Below are 18,759 nucleotides of genomic sequence, written 5' to 3'. Positions count from 1 at the left end.
AAATGGCAAAGCGCAAACTAGAGTACACGCTGTTATCTGGCTTATATGGAAATACACAGAAGGTAAAGCAATGAAAAATATGGTAATTGGTGCAGTATTGGCTGCAGGCCTATTGAGTGGTACGGCGATGGCCGCTGACATTGAAGCTGGTAAGGCAAAAGCAGCGATTTGTGCCGCTTGTCATGGTGCTGATGGCATCGCAGTTATTCCAGGTTACCCAAACCTTAAGGGACAAAACGAGCAGTACTTAGCAACTTCTATCAAAGCGTACAAGAATAAAGAACGTACAGGCGGTTTGGCTGCTGTCATGCAAGCTCAAGCGTCAATGCTGAGCGACGAAGATATTGCCAACGTTGCTGCTTATTACGCTAGTCTGAAATAATCGCATTATCGATTTACTATTAAGAGACCCGAAGATTGCCTTCGGGTTTTTTGTTTTCGTTGATTGTTGGCGCAGCCTGCCAGATAATGGTGTCAATCAATGAGGTTTAAGGGAAGAACATGAAAAAGATTGAAGCGATTATCAAACCATTCAAACTTGATGACGTCCGTGAAGCATTGGCAGAAGTGGGCATTACAGGTATGACCGTATCTGAAGTAAAAGGTTTTGGTCGCCAGAAAGGTCACACAGAGCTTTACCGCGGTGCTGAATACATGGTCGACTTTTTGCCAAAAGTAAAATTGGAAATTGTCGTATCAAGTGACGTGGCTGATCAATGTGTGGAAACCATCATTGAGACCGCTCAAACGGGTAAGATTGGTGATGGTAAGATTTTCATCACTGATATCGAACGTGTAGTACGAATTCGTACTGGCGAAGAAGATGAAGACGCTATCTAAGTCGAATCTCAAAGAATCATAAAGGAGTAGGTAACTGCTCCTTTTTCGTTTTAGAGAAGAGGTATTATGAAGTTAAAGTGGGTACTGCTTACTGGTGTCGCTATTGTGGGAATGACAGTGGGTGGTTTTCAATCGGTATTTACCGTGCGAGAAACACCAGAAATTACCAGTATTAAGGATAGCCAAGTTCAAACGGAGCTAAAGTGTTACCGCAATGACCATCCAGTTGCGTTGGACGAGTCCGGGCACTTGAATATTTTGGTTTGGAATATTTACAAACAAAATCGCGAAAACTTATTGCCCGAACTTACTCGTCTGTCCGAAGACCGACAATTGGTCCTACTTCAAGAAGCCAGCCTCAATGATACATTTCTAGATTGGCTACAGCGCTCGGACTGGGGGAGTAATCAAGTTAGTGCATTCAAAGCATTTGATGTCTCTTCTGGCGTACTTAATTTAAGCCGTACCATGCCTTCAATCGCTTGCGCGAATCTGCAAACCGAACCTTGGCTAAGATTACCTAAATCAGGCTTGTATGCGGAATACGCACTGACGAATGGACAAACTTTAATCAGTGTGAATCTGCACTCTGTAAATTTTACGATAGGAACAGAAGAGTATAAGCAACAACTCGAGTCCTTCAAGCAAGTACTCGAGAAGCATCAAGGACCACTGCTAATAGCAGGGGACTTCAATAGTTGGAGTGAATCACGACTCTCCGCGTTAAAACAAGCCCTACATAAATACCATATTAAAGAGGTCGAATTTCAACGTGATAACCGTAAGCGATTTATCACTGGTTTACCTTTGGATCACATTTTTTATCGTGGAATGGAACTGACAGGACAGCGCGTTCCTGAATCTGATGCCTCTGATCATAATCCTCTACTTGCTGAGTTTAGGATTGTCTCTAAGTAATTGAACCAATGAGGTGGTCAGACATAGAAAAAGCGGCGTAAACGCCGCTTTTTTAATGAGAACTAAGCACTAGTTTTGGTGACATCAACGTAGAGTTTCAGTTTTTGGCCCGGCTTAAGATATTTCTGTTTCTGAAGGTCGTTCCATTTAACAACATCGTTGGTACGTACTTTGAATTTCTGTGCAATACCGCTGATGGTATCCCCACTTCTTACAGAGTAGAAAACGGTGCGGATAATCGCGCCATCACTCGCATTTTTCCAGATTACGAGTTCCTGCCCAACTCTTAGTGTGTCACGAGGCCCCATACCGTTCCATTTTGCCAACGATTGGTGAGAAACTTTATTTGCTCTGGCAATCGACCACAAACTGTCACCACTGGCAACTTTGTGGGTCACTTTATAGTTACCACGAGATGTTGATTGTGTTTTTGCCAAGCGATTTGCTGCGCTTAATGAATAGGTTGATTCATCTTTGGTTGATGTCGGAACGAGAAGATACTGGCCCGCGCGAATATTGTTGCCTTTTAACCCATTGGCACTGCGAATCACTTGCGTCGTTGTCTGGTGGTCTCGCGCAATCACACTCAATGAATCACCTGACTTTACTTTATAACGCACAAGACGCATCCCTTTACCGCGATTCTGTTCCAGTTCGAAGCGGAACTTATCTAAAGTCTCGATGGGTAGCAGTAATGTCTGAGGGCCATCTGGTGCAGTTGCCCATTGGTTGTATGCAGGGTTATAACTTTGCAGTTCCTTAATCGAAATGCCGGCATATTTGGCTGCAATTGCAAGATCGAGCTGTTCATTCGGGTCGACCAATTCCAACACAGGCTTATTTGCAATTGGTGGAATGTCGACACCATACTTTTCTTTGTTAGCCAGAACATCAGCTAGAGCCAGCAATTTAGGGACATAGCTGCTAGTTTCTTTCGGTAAATCAAGAGAGAAAAAGTCTGTTGGCTTGCCTAAGTTACGATTTTTTCGAATCGCACTGTTTACTCGACCACCGCCACTGTTATAGGCCGCGATCGCGTGATTCCAGTTGCCATCAAAACGTTTGTTCAACTGAGTCAGGTAATCTAAAGCGGCTTGAGTTGATGCGGTAACGTCACGACGACCGTCATACCAGTAGGTTTGGTCTAGACCGAACGCTTTTCCTGTTGCTGGGACAAACTGCCATAATCCTGCCGCGCTGCCATGAGAATAAGCGAAGGCATCAAAGGAGCTTTCGACAATAGGCAGTAACGCAAGCTCTAATGGTAGGTTACGTGCTTCTATTTCTTCAGTAATCAAATATAGGAAAGGTTGAGCGCGCTGTGAGACCGTTCTTAAGTGGCTAGGATGTTTAATATACCATTCGCGGTAATAGTCCACTTTAGCGTTGTCTGGAATCTCCATTTTTAGCTGCATAGCAATGCGCTGCCATACATCTTCTTGCTCTTGTGGCGTTAGTGCTTTTGCTGGAGTTGGAGTATCAACGGAAACGGGCTTTGTTGTATTAGTGGTTGCTGTTTCTGCAGGAGAGTTGGTGGGCTCTGTTGTTGTGTTGCTTGAATCTGGCTGTGTCATCTGACAACCGGCCAGCAACAGGGCTAAGGCCCAACTGTATTTCTTATGCATTTTGTTTGCTACAACCTCTAATTTGAACGGTTGTGCATAATACTAATACGGATTGGGCCAAACAAGCAGCAAAACGTTAAAATTCGTTTTTCCACTCACGTAATGCTGTAAAAGTTGATAGGGGATCATTATTGACAGTTCGGTTTGCTACCGAGCTCACAACTTCTGGTTGAGTAGTTCGTAAAAATGGATTGATGCGCTTCTCTATGGAAATTGTGGTTGGCAAGGTTGGGAAACCTTTAGCGCGTTTCTGATTGGCACCATCTCTGTATTCATGAAGGAACTCATTATGGGGCTCTACGGCCATGGCAAAGGCGAGGTTACTAAGTGTGTATTCGTGAGTACAGTACACTTCCGTCTCTTCAGGTAGTAGAGTGAGTTTTTGTAGCGAATTGTACATTTGCTCCGGAGTGCCTTCAAAAATGCGTCCACAGCCCGCAGAAAATAGGACATCGCCACAAAATAGCTTACCGTCGCCTACATAGCCAATATGATCGAGCGTGTGGCCAGGTAAATTGAGCACCAAAAACTCTTCATTGAACAAGTTGATACGATGTCCTTCACTGACATGATGAGTAAGCTGTCCTATATTGGAATTCTCAGGACCAAGAACGGTGATCGTCGGGTACTTTTCTACCAGTTTCTCTATGCCACCAGTATGGTCCCAGTGGTGATGAGTAATCAATATCGTTACTAACTCAAGTTGGTTGGCTTCTAAATACTCGATCACAGGTTCAGCATCTCCTGGATCGACAACGGCGCACAAGTTCTGGTTATTTTGAATCAGCCAGATGTAATTATCGTTAAATGCAGGTATGCTTTTGATATGTAACATTGTTGTTTCTCCAGTTCAGTATGGGAGAGAGCGCGTAAATGAAGCCAGCACGCAGCAAGAAAAAAGTTGAACATCCCCATTCTTGGGAAGAGCTTGCCAACGGTCAATGGGTCTCTGAATCTATTCAAACGAGGCTTGATGAGTGGTGCCCCAAGTTCTTTGGCTATCATATGCTAAAACTTGGAGGACTGAGTTGTGAACTCACAAGCTGTAATTGCAACATTCAGCATCAAGTGAACCTTGATTCTAAGAACCCTCTGCACAATGTTATCGCTGACCGCTACGAATTACCATTCTTAGAGAAGAGTTTTGATGCTGTTGTAATGTCGCATCAACTTGAGTATGCCGAAGACCCCCATCGTCTATTGCGCGAAGTGGATCGAGTGATGATCGATGATGGTTACCTTATCATTACTGGCTTCAACCCTATGAGCTTCACCGGTCTTGCTAGCTTGATGCCTTGGAGAAAGAACAATTTCCCTTGGAGTGGCCGTATGTTTACGCCAAATCGGATAAAAGACTGGTTAGGGGTACTCAATTATCAGGTCGTCTATGCGGATACTTATGCGCTGTTTCCTATGAAACGATATCGGACGATGTGGACGTGGTTAGAAAGCAGTATTGGTGACTGGGCGTCGCCTATGGGAAGTTTGTATTTTATCGTAGCGAGAAAGCGCACCTACCCTCTTAAACCGATAAAGCCGCATTGGCGTCTAAAGAAAAAGCTAACACCGGCCAGTGTTAGCTATCGTACTGCAGATAAAAAGCAAAGCTCGTAAGCAAGGGAAAGCTATAAGCGGGAGAAACCTTAGCTTGGTTGATAGCCAGTGTCTTCTTCTGTTGGGTTTTCCGCAGCGGCTCTTGCTAGTTCATCACACATTTCATTTTCTCTATGACCTGCATGACCTTTCACCCAGCGCCAGTCGATATCGTGACGTGCAGTCTCTGAGTCGAGTGCTTTCCATAGGTCCGCATTCTTAACTGGCTTCTTATCTGCGGTTTTCCAACCACGTTTTTTCCAGTTGTGTATCCACTGGGTAATCCCTTGTCTTACATACTGGCTATCTGTGGTTAAGATAACGTTGCAAGGTTCTTTCAGTGTCTGAAGTGCAACAATGGTTGCCATCATTTCCATGCGATTGTTTGTTGTCAACGTATAGCCTTTGGCTAACGTTTTTTCGTTCTGTTTGTACCTTAGGACGATTCCATAGCCGCCGGGACCAGGATTACCCAAACAAGAACCATCTGTGAAAATTTCAACCTGCTTCGTCATGATTTGATACTATATAGCTCAGTAAGTTTATCTATATAGTCTGACATACAAAACATCATGAATACCAGTCTCAATTCAGAACAACGCAGAATCGTGGTACTCGATACCGAAACCACAGGTATGAACCGCGAAGGTGGTCCTCATTACATGGGGCATCGAATCATTGAAATCGGTGCGGTGGAAATCATCAACCGTAAACTGACTGGTCGCCATTTTCATGTTTATTTAAAGCCCGATCGTGAAATCCAACCTGACGCTATTGATGTTCACGGTATCACTGATGAGTTTCTATTAGATAAGCCGCTATATCATCAAGTTCACGAAGAGTTCTTAGATTTTATTAAAGGCGCAGAACTAGTTGCCCACAACGCGCCCTTCGATGTGGGCTTTATGGACTACGAGTTTGAGAAGTTAGACGCTTCGATTGGTAAAACCGAACAGTATTGTAAGGTTACCGATACGCTTGCGATGGCAAAACGCATGGCGAACATGCCGGCAAGAAAGAACCTCGACTCGTTAGCAAAACACTACACGATAGATACGTCTGCTCGTATTCTCCACGGCGCTTTGCTCGATGCGGAGATCTTGGCGGATGTGTATTTGGCAATGACGGGCGGCCAAACTTCGATGCAATTTAATGCGGGACAGTCTGATGGGGACGAAAGCGGTGGTGAAACCATTAAGAGGCTCACAACGGGAAGAAAATCGCTAAAGATCTTGCATGCTTCTGCCGATGAAATAGAAGCGCACAATTCGCGCTTAGATATTGTTGAAAAAGGTGGCAGTTGTCTCTGGCGCCTGTAGGAGAGAAACATGCAGAGGATTATTTTTGCGATGGCGTTATGGTTATCGCTGACAGTTGGTGCCTTCGCGACTGAGTCCTCAATGTCATTTCTTGATAACCGGTTTCGAGTTGACCAAACGGTGGAGCGAATCACTTTTTTGGTTTATCGACAGGATAACTCTAAGCCGGTTACGCTAGTTCGCCCTGACGGTAAAAAATACTACGCTTGGCGTCATCCTGAAAATGTTCACTGGATTGAAGAGCCCAGTGTCGATGTCATTTCAATCGAAAAGCCAATGCCAGGCCCTTGGCAAGCCATTGGCAAAGTCACGCCCAAGAATAACATTCAAATCATTTCTCAGCTGTCTTTAAAAGCTGACACCTTGCCACAGCGTATTTATCAAGGTGAGAAGTTAAAGTTTACGGCCCGACTCATGACCGATGGCAAGCCGTTAATTGTTGAGAACATCCTCGACCGTGTGAACCTTAAAGTGGTGATGACGCGCTATTTAGAATCTCAAGAACAAACGGATAACAAGGTGCGCCCGGTACCTATTGTTATTGGTGAGTTTTATGATAACGGTGAAGGGTTGGATGAGCGCGCTGGAGATGGTGTGTTCACCGTTGAGCTACCTATTGAACTTGAGCCCGGGAAATACAATGTTCGAATTACTACAGGCAATGGGGTGTTTTTACGCGCTTTAGAGCAAGAAGTGCTGATTTACCCGACGCCATTTTCTAGCAAATTTATCCAAGGCGATGATAAGAAACCACATCAAATTGTAGTTCGCGGTGAAGTCGCGACGATAGAAGCTGGTAGTTTGGCCACCTCAATTGAACTGCAGTCCCCTGATGAGTCAGAGCAGGTCGTGCAACACCAAGCGGACGCAGGTAAAAACGATGTCACCTCGTATTTTAACGACTTACATCAAATGGGGACATATCATTGGACTGGCCATGTATATGCCAATGAGGCTTCCACGGGGCGTTCGTTAGTGTTTGATCTTCCAATGCGTACCTTCAGTGTTGTCGGGGCTTTGGATTTAGAAAAAGCCGAGGAAATGCAAGCGGCGGCACGAGAAGCGAAGAAAAAAGCGGAACAAGAAGCGCAAATCCTTGCACACAGAGAACAAGTAAGAACTCGAGCAATACTGGCCATCGTGATCGGTAATCTAGTGCTTATCGTGGTGGGTGGACTCATCTGGTGGTTGGTTCGACGTAAGCGAGCCATTAAGGCTTCACTACCAGAAATGCAGTTAAATATGCCGCGTTAGTTTAGTAACGGTAATGACATAAAAAAGGGTCAGCAATTGCTGACCCTTTTAGCTATTTGGAATGATCAATTATCTGGAGTGACCAATTACGCGACTTCTTCCATTGTCGGGTAGACAGGCTTTGCTGCGAGCTCCTCTGGTGCAAAGTCATCAACGTTTATAGTGTACAGACGATGTGCTTCTGCAGTAATAAGCAGTGTCGCCTCATCCTGAGTGATTAGGCCTTTCTCTAAACCTAATGCCGCGACTTTATCAAGCTGCGTAAATGGACGTCGCTGCTCAAGCGCTTTACACACTTTAGTAAACACAGGCTCAGCACGTAGAATGATATCAAGCGCTTGCTCAATACGACCTGCAGCATTGAATTCGGTTGGTTCTAGATATTGACCACGACCCAAACGGCTTCGAGCACCACAAGGGGTTTGTAAGATACGAGCCACTTGGCTATCAAGCTTATCTGAAGGCGCTTTGCGAACTGTGCCTAGTGGTAAGACGATGAAGCGCATCAAACGACCAATCGCTTTATTGGGGAAATTAGCCAAGAAATCGTCCAACGCTTTTTCAGTTTGCATTAGGCTATCTTGTAGACCCCAATGAAGAAGCGGTAAATCTTCGCTGTTACGGCCTTCCACGTCATAACGTTTCAATGCAGCACTACTTAGATACAACTGACTCAAAATATCACCAAGGCGCGCCGATAGGCGTTCCTTACGTTTTAGTGAGCCACCAAGGACTGCCATAGACACATCTGAAAGCAATGCTAGGTTGGCGCTGTAACGGTTCAACTGTTGGTAATAACGTTTGGTTGCATCTTTCTGTGGTGTTGATGAGCCACGACCATCCGTAAGACCGAGCCAGAAACTGCGTACTAAGTTACTGATCGTAAATGAAACGTGGCCTGCAAGGGCTTTGTCGAATTCATCAACAGCATCATTGGCGGTAGAGTGCGCGGCATCCATTTCCGTCAAAACATATGGATGGCAACGAATCGCGCCTTGACCAAAGATGATCATTGAACGAGTGAGAATATTGGCACCCTCTACCGTTACAGCGATAGGTGAACCTTGATAGCCGCGTGCTAAGAAGTTTGATGGGCCAAGGCAAATGCCTTTACCGCCAATAATATCCATGGCATCGATAATGCTTTGTTGACCGCGATGAGTACAATGATATTTGACGATGGCAGAGATCACTGATGGCTTCTCGCCCAAGTCGATCCCTGTAACCGTAAGATGGCTGGCTGCATCCATTACGTAAGCATTACCGCCAATACGTGCTAATGGTTCTTCAATACCTTCCATATGGCCGATTGGTTGTTTGAACTGACGACGGATACGAGCGTAAGCACCTGTTGCCAAAGCTGCTGTTTTGATACCACCTGTTGAATTTGATGGTAGTGTGATGCCACGTCCAACTGAGAGGCACTCAACCAACATACGCCAGCCTTGACCAGCCATTTTTTGACCGCCGATAATGAAATCCAGTGGCACGAACAACTCGTTCGCTGTTGTAGGGCCGTTTTGAAACGGAACGTTCAGAGGGAAATGACGGTTACCAATCTCTACACCTTTAAGGTGTGTTGGAATAAGCGCACAAGTAATGCCCAAGTCTTCTTTGTCACCTAGCAGGCCATCTGGATCTCGAAGTTTGAAAGCAAGACCAAGTACTGTAGCGACTGGCGCAAGGGTAATGTAACGTTTGTTCCAAGTGAGCTTCATGCCCAAGACTTCTTTGCCTTCCCATTTGCCTTTACATACGACACCAAAATCAGGGATTGAGCCTGCATCAGAGCCGGCTTCCGGGCTAGTTAGAGCAAAACACGGAATCTCTTTACCGACTGCTAGGCGAGGTAAGTAGTAGTCTTTTTGATCTTCTGTACCATAGTGCTGAAGGAGTTCACCTGGGCCTAAGGAATTAGGGACACCAACTGTAGATGAAAGCACACCCGACACGCCGGTTAGTTTTTGTAGAACGAGAGACTGTGCATACGCAGAAAATTCAAGGCCGCCGTATTTTTTCTTAATGATCATGGCAAAGAATTTGTGATCTTTTAGGTACTGCCAAACTTCTGGTGGAAGGTCAGCTAACTCGTGAGTGACTTGATAATCGCTCACCATCGCACAGACTTCGTTAACAGGACCATCTAAGAAGGCTTGCTCTTCTGCGCTAAGTTTTGGCTGACTTATATTCTGTAGCTTTTGCCAGTTTGGCTTGCCTTTGAAAAGCTCTGCTTCCCACCAAACCGTACCCGCATCCAATGCTTCTTTTTCTGTCTGAGACATGGCAGGAAGCACTTTCCTAAATAGTTTAAGCGCTTTAGCAGAAATCAGTGATTGTCGGATAGAAGGAACACACAATACCGCTACCGTAGCAACGTACAACGCCCATATGATGGCGCCAAATACACCGAGTAGTGAACCTAAGACCATAGCAGCGGTCACGAGTAATAAAGATTTTGCCAGCGATGCTCGTTGGTAGAAACTGAATCCAACTGCGCCGAGCAAGGCGACGAGAGAGAGCAAGATGTCCATGATTGTTCCTTTATCTGGGTACTTATCGTTGTTGTAGTGGTTGACCGTTTTAGTAATACGTAAGGTAAGAGGTCGTACCAGTAATAATTGTAACTCAATTATTGCATAAATGTAAATTTTCAAAAGTAATTACTCTAATTCGATTCAAAAATGAGAGCTTTGTATAATTTCCCACCAGTTTCGAATGCGAAGCTATGAAAAACCAATCAGGAAGGGGTTAGATGAGCCTGTGCCTATCGACAGAATTGGGGGTTTATAGTTAAACTCAGGTAATCGCAACGACGCGTTGATGTCGGAAAATAAAGAGAATAAACCTATGTACCAAGATCTAATTAGAAACGAGCTAACAGAAGCGGCAGACGTACTAAATAAATTCCTAAGCGACGATCACAACATTGCGCAGATCGAAGCAGCAGCGAAAATGATTGCGGAATCATTCAAGCAAGACGGCAAGGTATTGTCCTGTGGTAACGGTGGATCGCATTGTGATGCGATGCACTTTGCTGAAGAGCTAACAGGTCGCTATCGTGAGAACCGTCCGGGTTACGCTGGTATCGCTATTTCTGATCCAAGCCACCTTTCATGCGTGAGCAATGACTTTGGTTACGATTATGTATTTTCACGTTATGTGGAAGCAGTAGGCCGTTCTGGTGATGTTTTGTTTGGTCTTTCTACATCGGGCAACTCTGGCAACATTTTGAAAGCTATTGAAGCTGCCAAGGCAAAGGGCATGAAGACAATTGCTCTTACAGGTAAAGATGGTGGTCAAATGGCAGGTGTTGCTGATATTGAGATTCGCGTACCGCACTTTGGTTATGCGGATCGAATTCAAGAAGTACACATCAAGATCATTCATATTGTGATCCAATTGATTGAAAAAGAGATGGAATAATCTCAGTTTACTAGTGACATTATTGTGGAAGAAAAAGAGTAGGGAACTCAATGTGTGAATTGCTTGGCATGAGTGCAAATGTGCCAACAGATATCTGTTTCAGCTTTACCGGTTTGATTCAACGGGGTGGCAACACCGGCCCTCACAAAGATGGCTGGGGTATAACCTTTTATGAAGGGAAAGGTTTTAGAACCTTTAAAGATCCTCAACCGAGTTGTGATTCGAAAATTGCGGAGTTGGTTCAGAATTATCCGATAAAGAGTCGTGCAGTTGTTAGTCATATACGACAAGCGAACCGTGGTCAGGTTAATCTAGAAAATACGCACCCATTCACGCGTGAACTATGGGGACGCTATTGGACATTCGCACACAATGGTCAGCTTAGTGACTATCAAGGACTGGAGACTGGTCACTTTCGTCCAGTGGGCGAAACTGACAGTGAATTGTCGTTTTGTTGGCTGCTGCGAAAATTGGATGAGCGCTTTCCTGAACCACCGCAAGATATGATGGCGATGTTCGCGTACATTTCCGAATGTTGTGATGAATTACGAGAATACGGTGTCTACAACATGTTGTTAAGTGATGGTGAGTTTGTGATGACCTATTGCACTAACCATTTGTACTGGATCACGCGTAAAGCCCCATTTGGTAAAGCTACTTTACTCGATGAAGATGTGACGATTAACTTCCACGAAGAGACGACACCTAACGATGTGGTGACGGTTGTTGCGACTCAACCGCTGACTAGCAATGAGAGTTGGCATCGAATGAAGCCGGGTGAATTTAACCTGTTTCATTTTGGGGAGTTAGTCGCCAGCAATGTTGATGAGTTAAAAGACCTGGAGTTTGCGGAAGCAAAGCCTGCAAGCCAAGCGCCTACTGAGCCGTTATAAGTCCACATCAAACTGGAACATAAGAAAAAAGCGAGTGATGGAATCACTCGCTTTTTTGATATTGACTCGTTGTGAGTTAGAAGGTTATTTGTCTGCGTAGCCTTGAGGGCCAAGTTCTAAACCATCCAACATCGCTTTGCTACCATCCATAGATAAGCGGCCTTCGACGAACCATTTTACAACCAGCGGGTAGATCTTATGTTCCTGACTTTGAACACGCTGTTCTAGTGTTTCAATCGTATCATCATCGAATACTGGAACTTTAGCTTGCAAGATAATTGGACCACCATCTAGCTTCTCAGTAACAAAATGGATACTGGTGCCATGGTGTTCATCACAGTTATCAATTGCACGTTGATGTGTGTGCAAACCTGGATATTTTGGTAACAGCGAAGGGTGAATGTTGATCATTCGTCCCATGTAGTGGCGTACAAACTCGCCACTTAAGATACGCATGTAGCCTGCTAGTACCAATAAGTCAGGTTTGTGCACGTCAATGCGACGCATCAGTTCAGCATCAAACGCTTCACGTGTTTCACTTAATTTCGGATCAAGGAACTCAGCCTCCGCTCCTGCTTTACGTGCACGTTCTAAGGCGAAAGCGGACTCTTTGTTTGAGAATACCGCTCGAACCTTGGCGTTTTCGATGGTGGACTCACAAGCGTCAATAATCGCCTGTAAGTTGGTACCATTCCCTGAAACTAAAACAACAATATTCTTCATGAAACTAATTGATCTCTACTTGCTCTTCACCAGCTTGTGCAGTCGCGATCTCACCAATTACCCATGCGTTTTCGCCTTCAGCTTTTAATAGTTCAACGGCTGCCTCTGCTTGATCTTTTGGCAGAGCAACAATTAGGCCTACGCCACAGTTGAAGGTACGGTACATCTCAAATGTATCAACATTACCTTTTTCTTGTAGCCAGTTGAAGATTGCTGGCCATTCCCAGCTGTTGCCATCAATCACAGCTTTTGTTCCTTCAGGAAGTACGCGAGGGATATTTTCCCAGAAACCACCACCTGTGATGTGTGAGATTGCATGGATATCGTGTTCAGCGATCATTTTCAGAGCTGATTTGATATAAATTTTCGTCGGTTCTAGTAAGTGTTCACCAATTGTGCGTTCGCCTAGCATCTCGTTTTTATCTGCGCCAGATACTTCTAAGATCTTGCGTACAAGAGAGTAGCCATTTGAATGTGGGCCACTTGAACCAACCGCGATAAGTGCGTCACCGGCAGCGACTTTTGTACCGTCGATAACTTCTGATTTTTCAACGACGCCGACACAGAAACCAGCAACGTCGTAGTCTTCACCTTCATACATACCAGGCATTTCAGCCGTTTCGCCACCAATAAGCGAACAACCAGCTTGGATACAACCTTCAGCGATACCAGATACCACATCAGCTGCAGTGTCTACGTCCAGTTTGCCTGTTGCGTAATAGTCGAGGAAGAACAATGGCTCTGCACCTTGAACAATCAAGTCATTCACACACATCGCAACCAGATCGATACCGATAGTGTCGTGTTTGTTCATATCTAGAGCTAGGCGCAGTTTGGTACCCACACCGTCTGTTCCAGATACGAGTACAGGCTCTTTGTATTTAGTTGGCAGCTCACATAAAGCACCAAATCCACCGATGCCTCCCATAACTTCAGGGCGACGAGTGCGCTTAACCGCGCCTTTAATACGGTCAACTAATGCGTTACCAGCATCAATATCTACACCAGCGTCTTTATAGCTTAGGGAAGTGTTGTTTCCGCTCACGGGACAGTCCTCGATAAATAAATGGATGTGAAAAGCGGCGCTATTCTAACAGGGGTTTAAACAAAAAGGAAAACGTTTGCGTAAGAAATTACAAACTATTTTTGAGCGAGGGTAATCTGTTGATATAGGCCGGTTTAAGCGAGTAAATATGCGGAAAAAACACCATTAACCTATAATCTTGACTGAAATAGCGAAAGAAACCATGTATAATTTGCAGGTTTTGTTAAAAATTGCCGGAGTAGGACATGAAAGTTGTTGAAGTTAAACACCCTCTTGTGAAGCACAAACTGGGTTTGATGCGTGAAGGGGACATCAGCACAAAGCGTTTCCGTGAACTTGCTACAGAAGTAGGTAGCCTGTTGACGTATGAAGCGACCGCAGACTTTGAAACTGAGAAAGTAACTATTGAAGGTTGGAATGGTCCTGTTGAAGTAGACCAAATCAAAGGTAAGAAAGTGACTGTAGTGCCAATTCTTCGTGCTGGTCTAGGTATGATGGATGGTGTGCTTGAGCACATGCCAAGCGCACGTATCAGTGTTGTTGGTATCTATCGTGATGAAGAAACATTGGAGCCGGTACCTTACTTCAACAAGCTAGCGTCAAACATCGACGAGCGTATTGCGCTAGTTGTTGATCCAATGCTAGCAACGGGTGGTTCTATGATTGCCACCATCGACCTGCTGAAAGAAAAAGGCTGTAAAGCAATTAAAGTCTTGGTTCTTGTTGCTGCTCCAGAAGGCATCGAAGCACTAGAAAAAGCCCACCCAGATGTTGAGCTATATACTGCTGCTATCGATGAGTGTCTGAATGACAAAGGCTACATCGTTCCAGGTCTAGGTGATGCTGGCGATAAGATTTTCGGTACTCAATAATTAAGAGTCTGATGATTTAAAAAGAAAAAGGCTGACAAGTGTCAGCCTTTTTTGCGTTCAGAGCAATTAATCTTCCATTTGAGCGTTATCAACCATTTTATTCTCACCTAGGTCATGAGGAAGAATCTGGTTAAGAACAATCGCCACAATACCGCACAAACTCACACCTTGAAGGCTGAAGTCGCCAATACCAAATGCCATGCCGCCAATACCGAATACTAATGTGATAGCGACAATCACTAAGTTGCGGGATTTATGCAAATCAACATTGTTCTTAATCAGTGTATTCAGACCTACGGTAGCGATAGATCCAAACAGCAAGATCATGATGCCGCCCATCACAGGAACAGGGATGGTTTGTAAAATAGCACCAAGTTTACCTACCAATGCTAAGACGATCGCAGTCACTGCCGCCCAGGTCATGATAACTGGGTTGAACGCTTTGGTTAGCATCACAGCGCCGGTAACTTCGCTATACGTCGTGTTTGGCGGAGCACCTACCATAGAGGCTGCGATTGTTGCTACGCCGTCACCTGTGATGGTGCGATGAAGCCCTGGCTTTTTCAAATAATCTTTACCAGTAACGTTCGAGATGGCTAGCATATCACCAACGTGCTCAACCGCTGGTGCAATCGCAACAGGTAACATGAACAGAATTGCATTGATGTTAAATTCGGGAGTAGTGAAGTTTGGCATCGACAGCCAAGACGCTTGAACAACAGGAGTAAAGTCAACGACACCAAATGCTAAACTAGTGACATATCCCGCCACGATTCCGCTGAAAATAGGCAGAAGCTTAAGGAAACCTTTTGCAAAGACACTGACAGCAATCGTCACTAATAGCGAAATTGACGAAATCCATAGTGCGGCATTACCGTTGACGAGTTCAATGGCGCCATCGCCAGTTTTACCCAATGCCATGTTTACAGCAACTGGCGCTAGGCCAAGACCAATCACCATAATAACCGGGCCTACTACAACAGGTGGTAATAGCTTGTGAATGATCTCCACGCCTTTTGCTTTGATAACGGCACCCATTATGACGTAAACAACACCTGCGGCCATCAAGCCACCCATAGTGGCACCGACGCCCCAAGTTTGAACACCGAACATGATCGGAGCGATGAAAGCAAAAGAAGACGCTAGAAAAATAGGAACGCTACGACGGGTGATTAATTGGAACAACAGTGTGCCCACACCAGCTCCAAACAGAGCAACGTTAGGATCTAACCCAGTAAGCAGCGGTACTAGGACTAAGGAACCAAACGCGACGAATAGCATTTGCGAACCTTGTAAGATAGTTTTCATAGTTTGATATCCAAGCAAATAGAAGTTTTCACCCAAGGGCTTTGGGCAAATTGGCGCGATAATATCACTTTGCAATCGATTACTTAATGATCTTGGTAAAAAATCTGGATTATTTGTTAGTAAAATTGCTATACAAGGCCAGATATCGTGCTTTAGATCTTGATGGATAGGAGCTGTGGCAAAAAATATTAACCAAACCTTGAAGCACTTGGCTTGCTCCTGAACTCATACTTGCTTATCATTTCGACTTATATCTTTGTAATTTAGGATGCTTATGCGTTATTTAGCTTGGTTGTTGGCAACAGTCTTTGTACTGCCAGCTTATGCACTGACCAAGGTTGATATTTACTCGACCGAAGTGGTGGTGAATTCTGAAGAACCGAACGCTGATGAAGTGGCTCGCCAGCAAGGCATGCTGGAAGTACTCATTAAAGCCAGTGGTGATTCGAAAGCTGCGGCTAATCCCGTGGTAAAGAAAGCACTAGGCAAGAGCTCTCAGTTCATTACACAGTTGGGTTACACGCGGCTAAATGGTGAGCAAGCATTAAGAATGACATTCAATAGTGAGCAAATTAACACCCTATTGAAGCAAGCTGATTTGTCGTCTTGGCCAATTGATCGCGCCAATGTCATGGTGTGGTTGGTTGAAGATGACGGTCGGGATCGCGCTATCACTTGGGAGCATACCAATTCTGAAGCGGCGAATCAGTTAAGAAAAGAAGCGAAACGACGTGGGCTTCCAGTAACGTTCCCTGTTGGCGACTTTGATGACATGACGGGAATTCAACCAACAGATTTGTGGGGAGGCTTTGTTGGTCCAATATCACAAGCAACTCAGCGTTATCCTGTAGATGCGGTGATGGTTGTAAGAGCTGAAGGTAGTAGTTTACGCTGGACACTATACGACCAAGCACCAGAAACCTTAGGTCGAAACCAGTTAGAGCCTATCACTGGTTCAGCGTCAGGTGGCGTTGCAATGGCTAACCTTATCGATCAAGTCAGTGACTATTACGCCTCTAAAAATGCAACAGTGATTAGCGGCGAAAGTGCAGGCACCGTTACTGTGTCTTTTACCGGTATGAAGAGTGCAGATGCGTTCTTTACTCTGGAACGTGCATTAGGGCGCTTAGCTTCGACGGCGAAAGTGGAAGTGGCTGAAGTTAAAGGTGATGAAGTCATTATCAGAGCTTACTTACTTGGTTCGATTGAGTCATTTGAACAAGAAGTACTTAAGCTTGGTTTAGTCAAGTTGGTTGAAGTTCTGCCGGAAGAAACTGTGGTTGAGCCTGCCCCTACTGCCGTACCTGCGACTTTACCTGAAGTCGATAGCTCAACGGCAAATCCTGAGGCGAATACTCCAGCTCAGCCCGATACCGCTGAACCAGCAACAGTGTCGTCAGTTGATGAGGTTAATGTGGCTACGGACTCATCAGAGTCTACAGCGTCTACATCTGGCCTAATCGCTAAGCCACAACTGACTTTTGAATGGCTATAATTAGCTGAGATGTAAATTTACAGATTAAAAAAGGAGGCAATGCCTCCTTTTTTCTTGGTCTTGAAACAAGAACCTATCCTTCTTCTTCAAAGCCTACTCTTCGAAGCGTTGCTTTTCCTTTTTCTCTACCGAAGACAGTCTTGGCAGCTTAAGTCCAAGCTCCTTTCCTTTTAATCTGGCGTAGAGGATGTTTCCTGCGAAGGCCGAACAGGTGAGCAGAAGTTCTACTAATGCTAGCCAACGTTCTCCTTCATCGGCATAAAGCAGTGTTAGTGCATGCAGAAAATACAACATCAACACAAAGTTCGCCCAAGCGTGGGTATAAGGTTTTCCCGCGATAATACCCGGTAACGGTAATAGCAGCGGAATTATCCAAGCGATTGTAATCGCAGTGGGGCTAATGTGAGGGTGTGGAGACAAATAGCCGTGCCAAACAGTGACCCAAGTTAGCAATGCTAAGTTGGCTGCCAGTGCAAAGATGCGCATGGTTTTGGTTTTAAAAGGGATTGCTATCATGATTCCGTTACTTCAATTTTCTGGCGGTTTGTGCCAAGCGTTTTCCTAACGCAAAAGCTAGCTCTGACTCTTCAATACTAAGTTGTGTGCTTGAATCTGCTACGTGTGATGCTCCGTAAGGCGTTCCACCGGTTGTCGTGGTATGCAACTGTGGCTCACTATAGGGAATACCTAAAATCATCATTCCGTGGTGTAACAGAGGAAGTAGCATACTCATGGCGGTGCTTTCTTGGCCGCCGTGCAATGAAGATGATGAGGTAAACACACAAGCGGGTTTATCGATTAGGTCTCCAGCGATCCATAAGCTGGTGGTTTGATCCCAAAAGTGCTTCAAAGGAGCAGCCATGTTGCCAAACCAAACTGGACTCCCCATAGCTAAACCGTCGCATTGCTTTAGATCCTTGATGGAGACAACCGGATCGCCACTCTTTGAGTCTGACTCTTTCGTCAACTCTTCCACTGTACGCAGAATGGCTTGGCATTGCTCGACTGATTCAACTCCTCGCGCTATTGCGCGAGCGAGTTGCTTGGTGCTTCCATGTCGACTGTAGTAAAGCACCAGAATTTGGCATGGCATTATAGAATGTCTAGCACTTGCTCAGGTGGGCGGCCGTGCTTTGCTTTACCGTTGCTGACCACTATAGGACGCTCGATTAGCTTTGGATTATCGAACATAGCCTGAAACAGTTGATCATCGGTCAGTGCTGGATCTGCTAGATTAAGTTCCTTGTAAATATCTTCTTTAGTACGCATCATCGCACGAACGCTTTCTAATTCCAGCTGACCAAAAATCTCTTTGAGCTTTTCTACTGTTGGTGGAGTATCTAGGTATTTAACTACTTCTGGTTGAATGCCTTTTTCTTCAAGAAGAGCAAGAGTTTGGCGGCTTTTAGAGCAACGTGGATTATGAAAAATGGTGACTGACATAGATGGCT

At 45.0% G+C, this 18,759-nt stretch carries 20 protein-coding genes; 10 read left to right on the top strand and 10 right to left on the bottom strand.

The genetic code is table 11. The features are described 5' to 3' along the window. Positions 1–70 precede the first annotated feature (70 nt). The 3 genes from MMA19_RS18910 to MMA19_RS18900 all read left to right on the top strand — a co-directional run bounded on the left by MMA19_RS18910 (position 71) and on the right by MMA19_RS18900 (position 1,758). A complete protein-coding gene (locus tag MMA19_RS18910) occupies positions 71–382 on the top strand; it encodes a c-type cytochrome (RefSeq protein WP_031495636.1) in 312 nt (103 codons plus the stop codon). A 119-nt stretch (positions 383–501) separates the two neighbouring features. Further along, positions 502–840 (top strand): nitrogen regulatory protein P-II, encoded by a 339-nt coding sequence (glnB, locus tag MMA19_RS18905; RefSeq protein WP_031495634.1) that lies wholly within the window; start codon positions 502–504, stop codon positions 838–840. A gap of 66 nt (positions 841–906) precedes the next feature. After that, positions 907–1,758: an endonuclease/exonuclease/phosphatase family protein gene (locus tag MMA19_RS18900; protein WP_240206957.1), complete on the top strand. Its 852-nt coding sequence runs from the start codon at positions 907–909 to the stop codon at positions 1,756–1,758. A 62-nt stretch (positions 1,759–1,820) separates the two neighbouring features. Here MMA19_RS18900 and MMA19_RS18895 read toward each other — a convergent pair whose 3' ends face one another. Together MMA19_RS18895 and gloB are read right to left on the bottom strand one after the other, a co-directional pair. Beyond that, positions 1,821–3,383, bottom strand: coding sequence for a LysM peptidoglycan-binding domain-containing protein (locus MMA19_RS18895; protein WP_031493868.1), 1,563 nt, complete (start codon positions 3,381–3,383; stop codon positions 1,821–1,823). A gap of 76 nt (positions 3,384–3,459) precedes the next feature. Then, the gene (gene gloB, locus MMA19_RS18890; protein ID WP_038227876.1) at positions 3,460–4,218 is read right to left on the bottom strand and encodes a hydroxyacylglutathione hydrolase; all 759 of its coding nucleotides are present in this window, start codon (positions 4,216–4,218) and stop codon (positions 3,460–3,462) included. A 38-nt stretch (positions 4,219–4,256) separates the two neighbouring features. Here gloB and MMA19_RS18885 point away from each other — a divergent pair, with 38 nt between their 5' ends. Continuing rightward, a complete protein-coding gene (locus MMA19_RS18885) occupies positions 4,257–4,997 on the top strand; it encodes a class I SAM-dependent methyltransferase (protein ID WP_240206956.1) in 741 nt (246 codons plus the stop codon). Between the two features lie 29 nt (positions 4,998–5,026). Here MMA19_RS18885 and rnhA read toward each other — a convergent pair whose 3' ends face one another. After that, on the bottom strand, positions 5,027–5,491 hold the full coding sequence (gene rnhA / locus MMA19_RS18880; protein WP_038227874.1) for a ribonuclease HI: 465 nt from the start codon (positions 5,489–5,491) through the stop codon (positions 5,027–5,029). Positions 5,492–5,548: 57 nt separating this feature from the next. Here rnhA and dnaQ point away from each other — a divergent pair, with 57 nt between their 5' ends. Both dnaQ and MMA19_RS18870 read left to right on the top strand, forming a co-directional pair. Further along, positions 5,549–6,295 (top strand): DNA polymerase III subunit epsilon, encoded by a 747-nt coding sequence (gene dnaQ / locus MMA19_RS18875; RefSeq protein WP_038227872.1) that lies wholly within the window; start codon positions 5,549–5,551, stop codon positions 6,293–6,295. Positions 6,296–6,304: 9 nt separating this feature from the next. After that, the gene (locus MMA19_RS18870; RefSeq protein WP_062460772.1) at positions 6,305–7,549 is read left to right on the top strand and encodes a TIGR03503 family protein; all 1,245 of its coding nucleotides are present in this window, start codon (positions 6,305–6,307) and stop codon (positions 7,547–7,549) included. A gap of 86 nt (positions 7,550–7,635) precedes the next feature. Here MMA19_RS18870 and fadE read toward each other — a convergent pair whose 3' ends face one another. Continuing rightward, a complete protein-coding gene (fadE, locus tag MMA19_RS18865) occupies positions 7,636–10,080 on the bottom strand; it encodes an acyl-CoA dehydrogenase FadE (RefSeq protein WP_240206955.1) in 2,445 nt (814 codons plus the stop codon). Positions 10,081–10,396: 316 nt separating this feature from the next. On the opposite strand from fadE, the gene lpcA reads away from it, so the two are divergent. After that, entirely contained in the window at positions 10,397–10,972 is a 576-nt protein-coding gene (gene lpcA / locus MMA19_RS18860; protein ID WP_006072836.1) for a D-sedoheptulose 7-phosphate isomerase, read from the top strand. Between the two features lie 50 nt (positions 10,973–11,022). Then, entirely contained in the window at positions 11,023–11,865 is an 843-nt protein-coding gene (locus MMA19_RS18855) for a class II glutamine amidotransferase (RefSeq protein WP_240206954.1), read from the top strand. 84 nt (positions 11,866–11,949) lie between these two features. Here MMA19_RS18855 and purN read toward each other — a convergent pair whose 3' ends face one another. Then, positions 11,950–12,588 carry a phosphoribosylglycinamide formyltransferase gene (gene purN / locus MMA19_RS18850; RefSeq protein ID WP_006072838.1) on the bottom strand — a complete coding sequence of 213 codons (639 nt, stop codon included), beginning with the start codon at positions 12,586–12,588 and terminating at the stop codon, positions 11,950–11,952. Between the two features lie 4 nt (positions 12,589–12,592). Next, positions 12,593–13,633, bottom strand: coding sequence for a phosphoribosylformylglycinamidine cyclo-ligase (gene purM / locus MMA19_RS18845; protein WP_038227867.1), 1,041 nt, complete (start codon positions 13,631–13,633; stop codon positions 12,593–12,595). A 245-nt stretch (positions 13,634–13,878) separates the two neighbouring features. On the opposite strand from purM, the gene upp reads away from it, so the two are divergent. After that, positions 13,879–14,505: a uracil phosphoribosyltransferase gene (gene upp, locus MMA19_RS18840; RefSeq protein ID WP_006072840.1), complete on the top strand. Its 627-nt coding sequence runs from the start codon at positions 13,879–13,881 to the stop codon at positions 14,503–14,505. Between the two features lie 66 nt (positions 14,506–14,571). Here the strand turns inward: upp and MMA19_RS18835 are convergent, their stop codons facing one another. Beyond that, the gene (locus tag MMA19_RS18835; RefSeq protein ID WP_062460781.1) at positions 14,572–15,813 is read right to left on the bottom strand and encodes a uracil-xanthine permease family protein; all 1,242 of its coding nucleotides are present in this window, start codon (positions 15,811–15,813) and stop codon (positions 14,572–14,574) included. Positions 15,814–16,087: 274 nt separating this feature from the next. Between MMA19_RS18835 and MMA19_RS18830 the strand changes: the two genes are divergently transcribed. Then, a complete protein-coding gene (locus tag MMA19_RS18830; RefSeq protein ID WP_240206953.1) occupies positions 16,088–17,308 on the top strand; it encodes a DUF2066 domain-containing protein in 1,221 nt (406 codons plus the stop codon). A 93-nt stretch (positions 17,309–17,401) separates the two neighbouring features. On the opposite strand, the gene MMA19_RS18825 is transcribed toward MMA19_RS18830, so the two are convergent. From MMA19_RS18825 to arsC, 3 genes are read right to left on the bottom strand one after another with little or no spacing between them, the layout of a single operon-like run. Beyond that, positions 17,402–17,824, bottom strand: coding sequence for a DUF2069 domain-containing protein (locus tag MMA19_RS18825; protein ID WP_006072843.1), 423 nt, complete (start codon positions 17,822–17,824; stop codon positions 17,402–17,404). Between the two features lie 7 nt (positions 17,825–17,831). Next, a complete protein-coding gene (wrbA, locus tag MMA19_RS18820; RefSeq protein ID WP_240206952.1) occupies positions 17,832–18,401 on the bottom strand; it encodes an NAD(P)H:quinone oxidoreductase in 570 nt (189 codons plus the stop codon). Further along, the gene (gene arsC, locus MMA19_RS18815) at positions 18,401–18,751 is read right to left on the bottom strand and encodes an arsenate reductase (glutaredoxin) (RefSeq protein WP_006072845.1); all 351 of its coding nucleotides are present in this window, start codon (positions 18,749–18,751) and stop codon (positions 18,401–18,403) included. Before arsC ends, wrbA begins: the two co-directional genes overlap by 1 nt. Positions 18,752–18,759: the final 8 nt, after the last annotated feature.

Source organism: Vibrio sp. CyArs1 (genome assembly GCF_022432925.1).
GTDB lineage: Bacteria > Pseudomonadota > Gammaproteobacteria > Enterobacterales > Vibrionaceae > Vibrio > Vibrio mediterranei.
This window is presented reverse-complemented; position numbering and strand designations above follow the sequence as displayed.

Bases quoted from the DNA above. Each gene is read 5' to 3' on its own strand.
- MMA19_RS18910 (WP_031495636.1), top strand. From the start codon at position 71: ATGAAAAATATGGTAATTGGTGCAGTATTGGCTGCAGGCCTATTGAGT.
- glnB (WP_031495634.1), top strand. From the start codon at position 502: ATGAAAAAGATTGAAGCGATTATCAAACCATTCAAACTTGATGACGTC.
- MMA19_RS18900 (WP_240206957.1), top strand. From the start codon at position 907: ATGAAGTTAAAGTGGGTACTGCTTACTGGTGTCGCTATTGTGGGAATG.
- MMA19_RS18895 (WP_031493868.1), bottom strand. From the start codon at position 3,383: ATGCATAAGAAATACAGTTGGGCCTTAGCCCTGTTGCTGGCCGGTTGT.
- gloB (WP_038227876.1), bottom strand. From the start codon at position 4,218: ATGTTACATATCAAAAGCATACCTGCATTTAACGATAATTACATCTGG.
- MMA19_RS18885 (WP_240206956.1), top strand. From the start codon at position 4,257: ATGAAGCCAGCACGCAGCAAGAAAAAAGTTGAACATCCCCATTCTTGG.
- rnhA (WP_038227874.1), bottom strand. From the start codon at position 5,491: ATGACGAAGCAGGTTGAAATTTTCACAGATGGTTCTTGTTTGGGTAAT.
- dnaQ (WP_038227872.1), top strand. From the start codon at position 5,549: ATGAATACCAGTCTCAATTCAGAACAACGCAGAATCGTGGTACTCGAT.
- MMA19_RS18870 (WP_062460772.1), top strand. From the start codon at position 6,305: ATGCAGAGGATTATTTTTGCGATGGCGTTATGGTTATCGCTGACAGTT.
- fadE (WP_240206955.1), bottom strand. From the start codon at position 10,080: ATGGACATCTTGCTCTCTCTCGTCGCCTTGCTCGGCGCAGTTGGATTC.
- lpcA (WP_006072836.1), top strand. From the start codon at position 10,397: ATGTACCAAGATCTAATTAGAAACGAGCTAACAGAAGCGGCAGACGTA.
- MMA19_RS18855 (WP_240206954.1), top strand. From the start codon at position 11,023: ATGTGTGAATTGCTTGGCATGAGTGCAAATGTGCCAACAGATATCTGT.
- purN (WP_006072838.1), bottom strand. From the start codon at position 12,588: ATGAAGAATATTGTTGTTTTAGTTTCAGGGAATGGTACCAACTTACAG.
- upp (WP_006072840.1), top strand. From the start codon at position 13,879: ATGAAAGTTGTTGAAGTTAAACACCCTCTTGTGAAGCACAAACTGGGT.
- MMA19_RS18835 (WP_062460781.1), bottom strand. From the start codon at position 15,813: ATGAAAACTATCTTACAAGGTTCGCAAATGCTATTCGTCGCGTTTGGT.
- MMA19_RS18830 (WP_240206953.1), top strand. From the start codon at position 16,088: ATGCGTTATTTAGCTTGGTTGTTGGCAACAGTCTTTGTACTGCCAGCT.
- MMA19_RS18825 (WP_006072843.1), bottom strand. From the start codon at position 17,824: ATGATAGCAATCCCTTTTAAAACCAAAACCATGCGCATCTTTGCACTG.
- wrbA (WP_240206952.1), bottom strand. From the start codon at position 18,401: ATGCCATGCCAAATTCTGGTGCTTTACTACAGTCGACATGGAAGCACC.
- arsC (WP_006072845.1), bottom strand. From the start codon at position 18,751: ATGTCAGTCACCATTTTTCATAATCCACGTTGCTCTAAAAGCCGCCAA.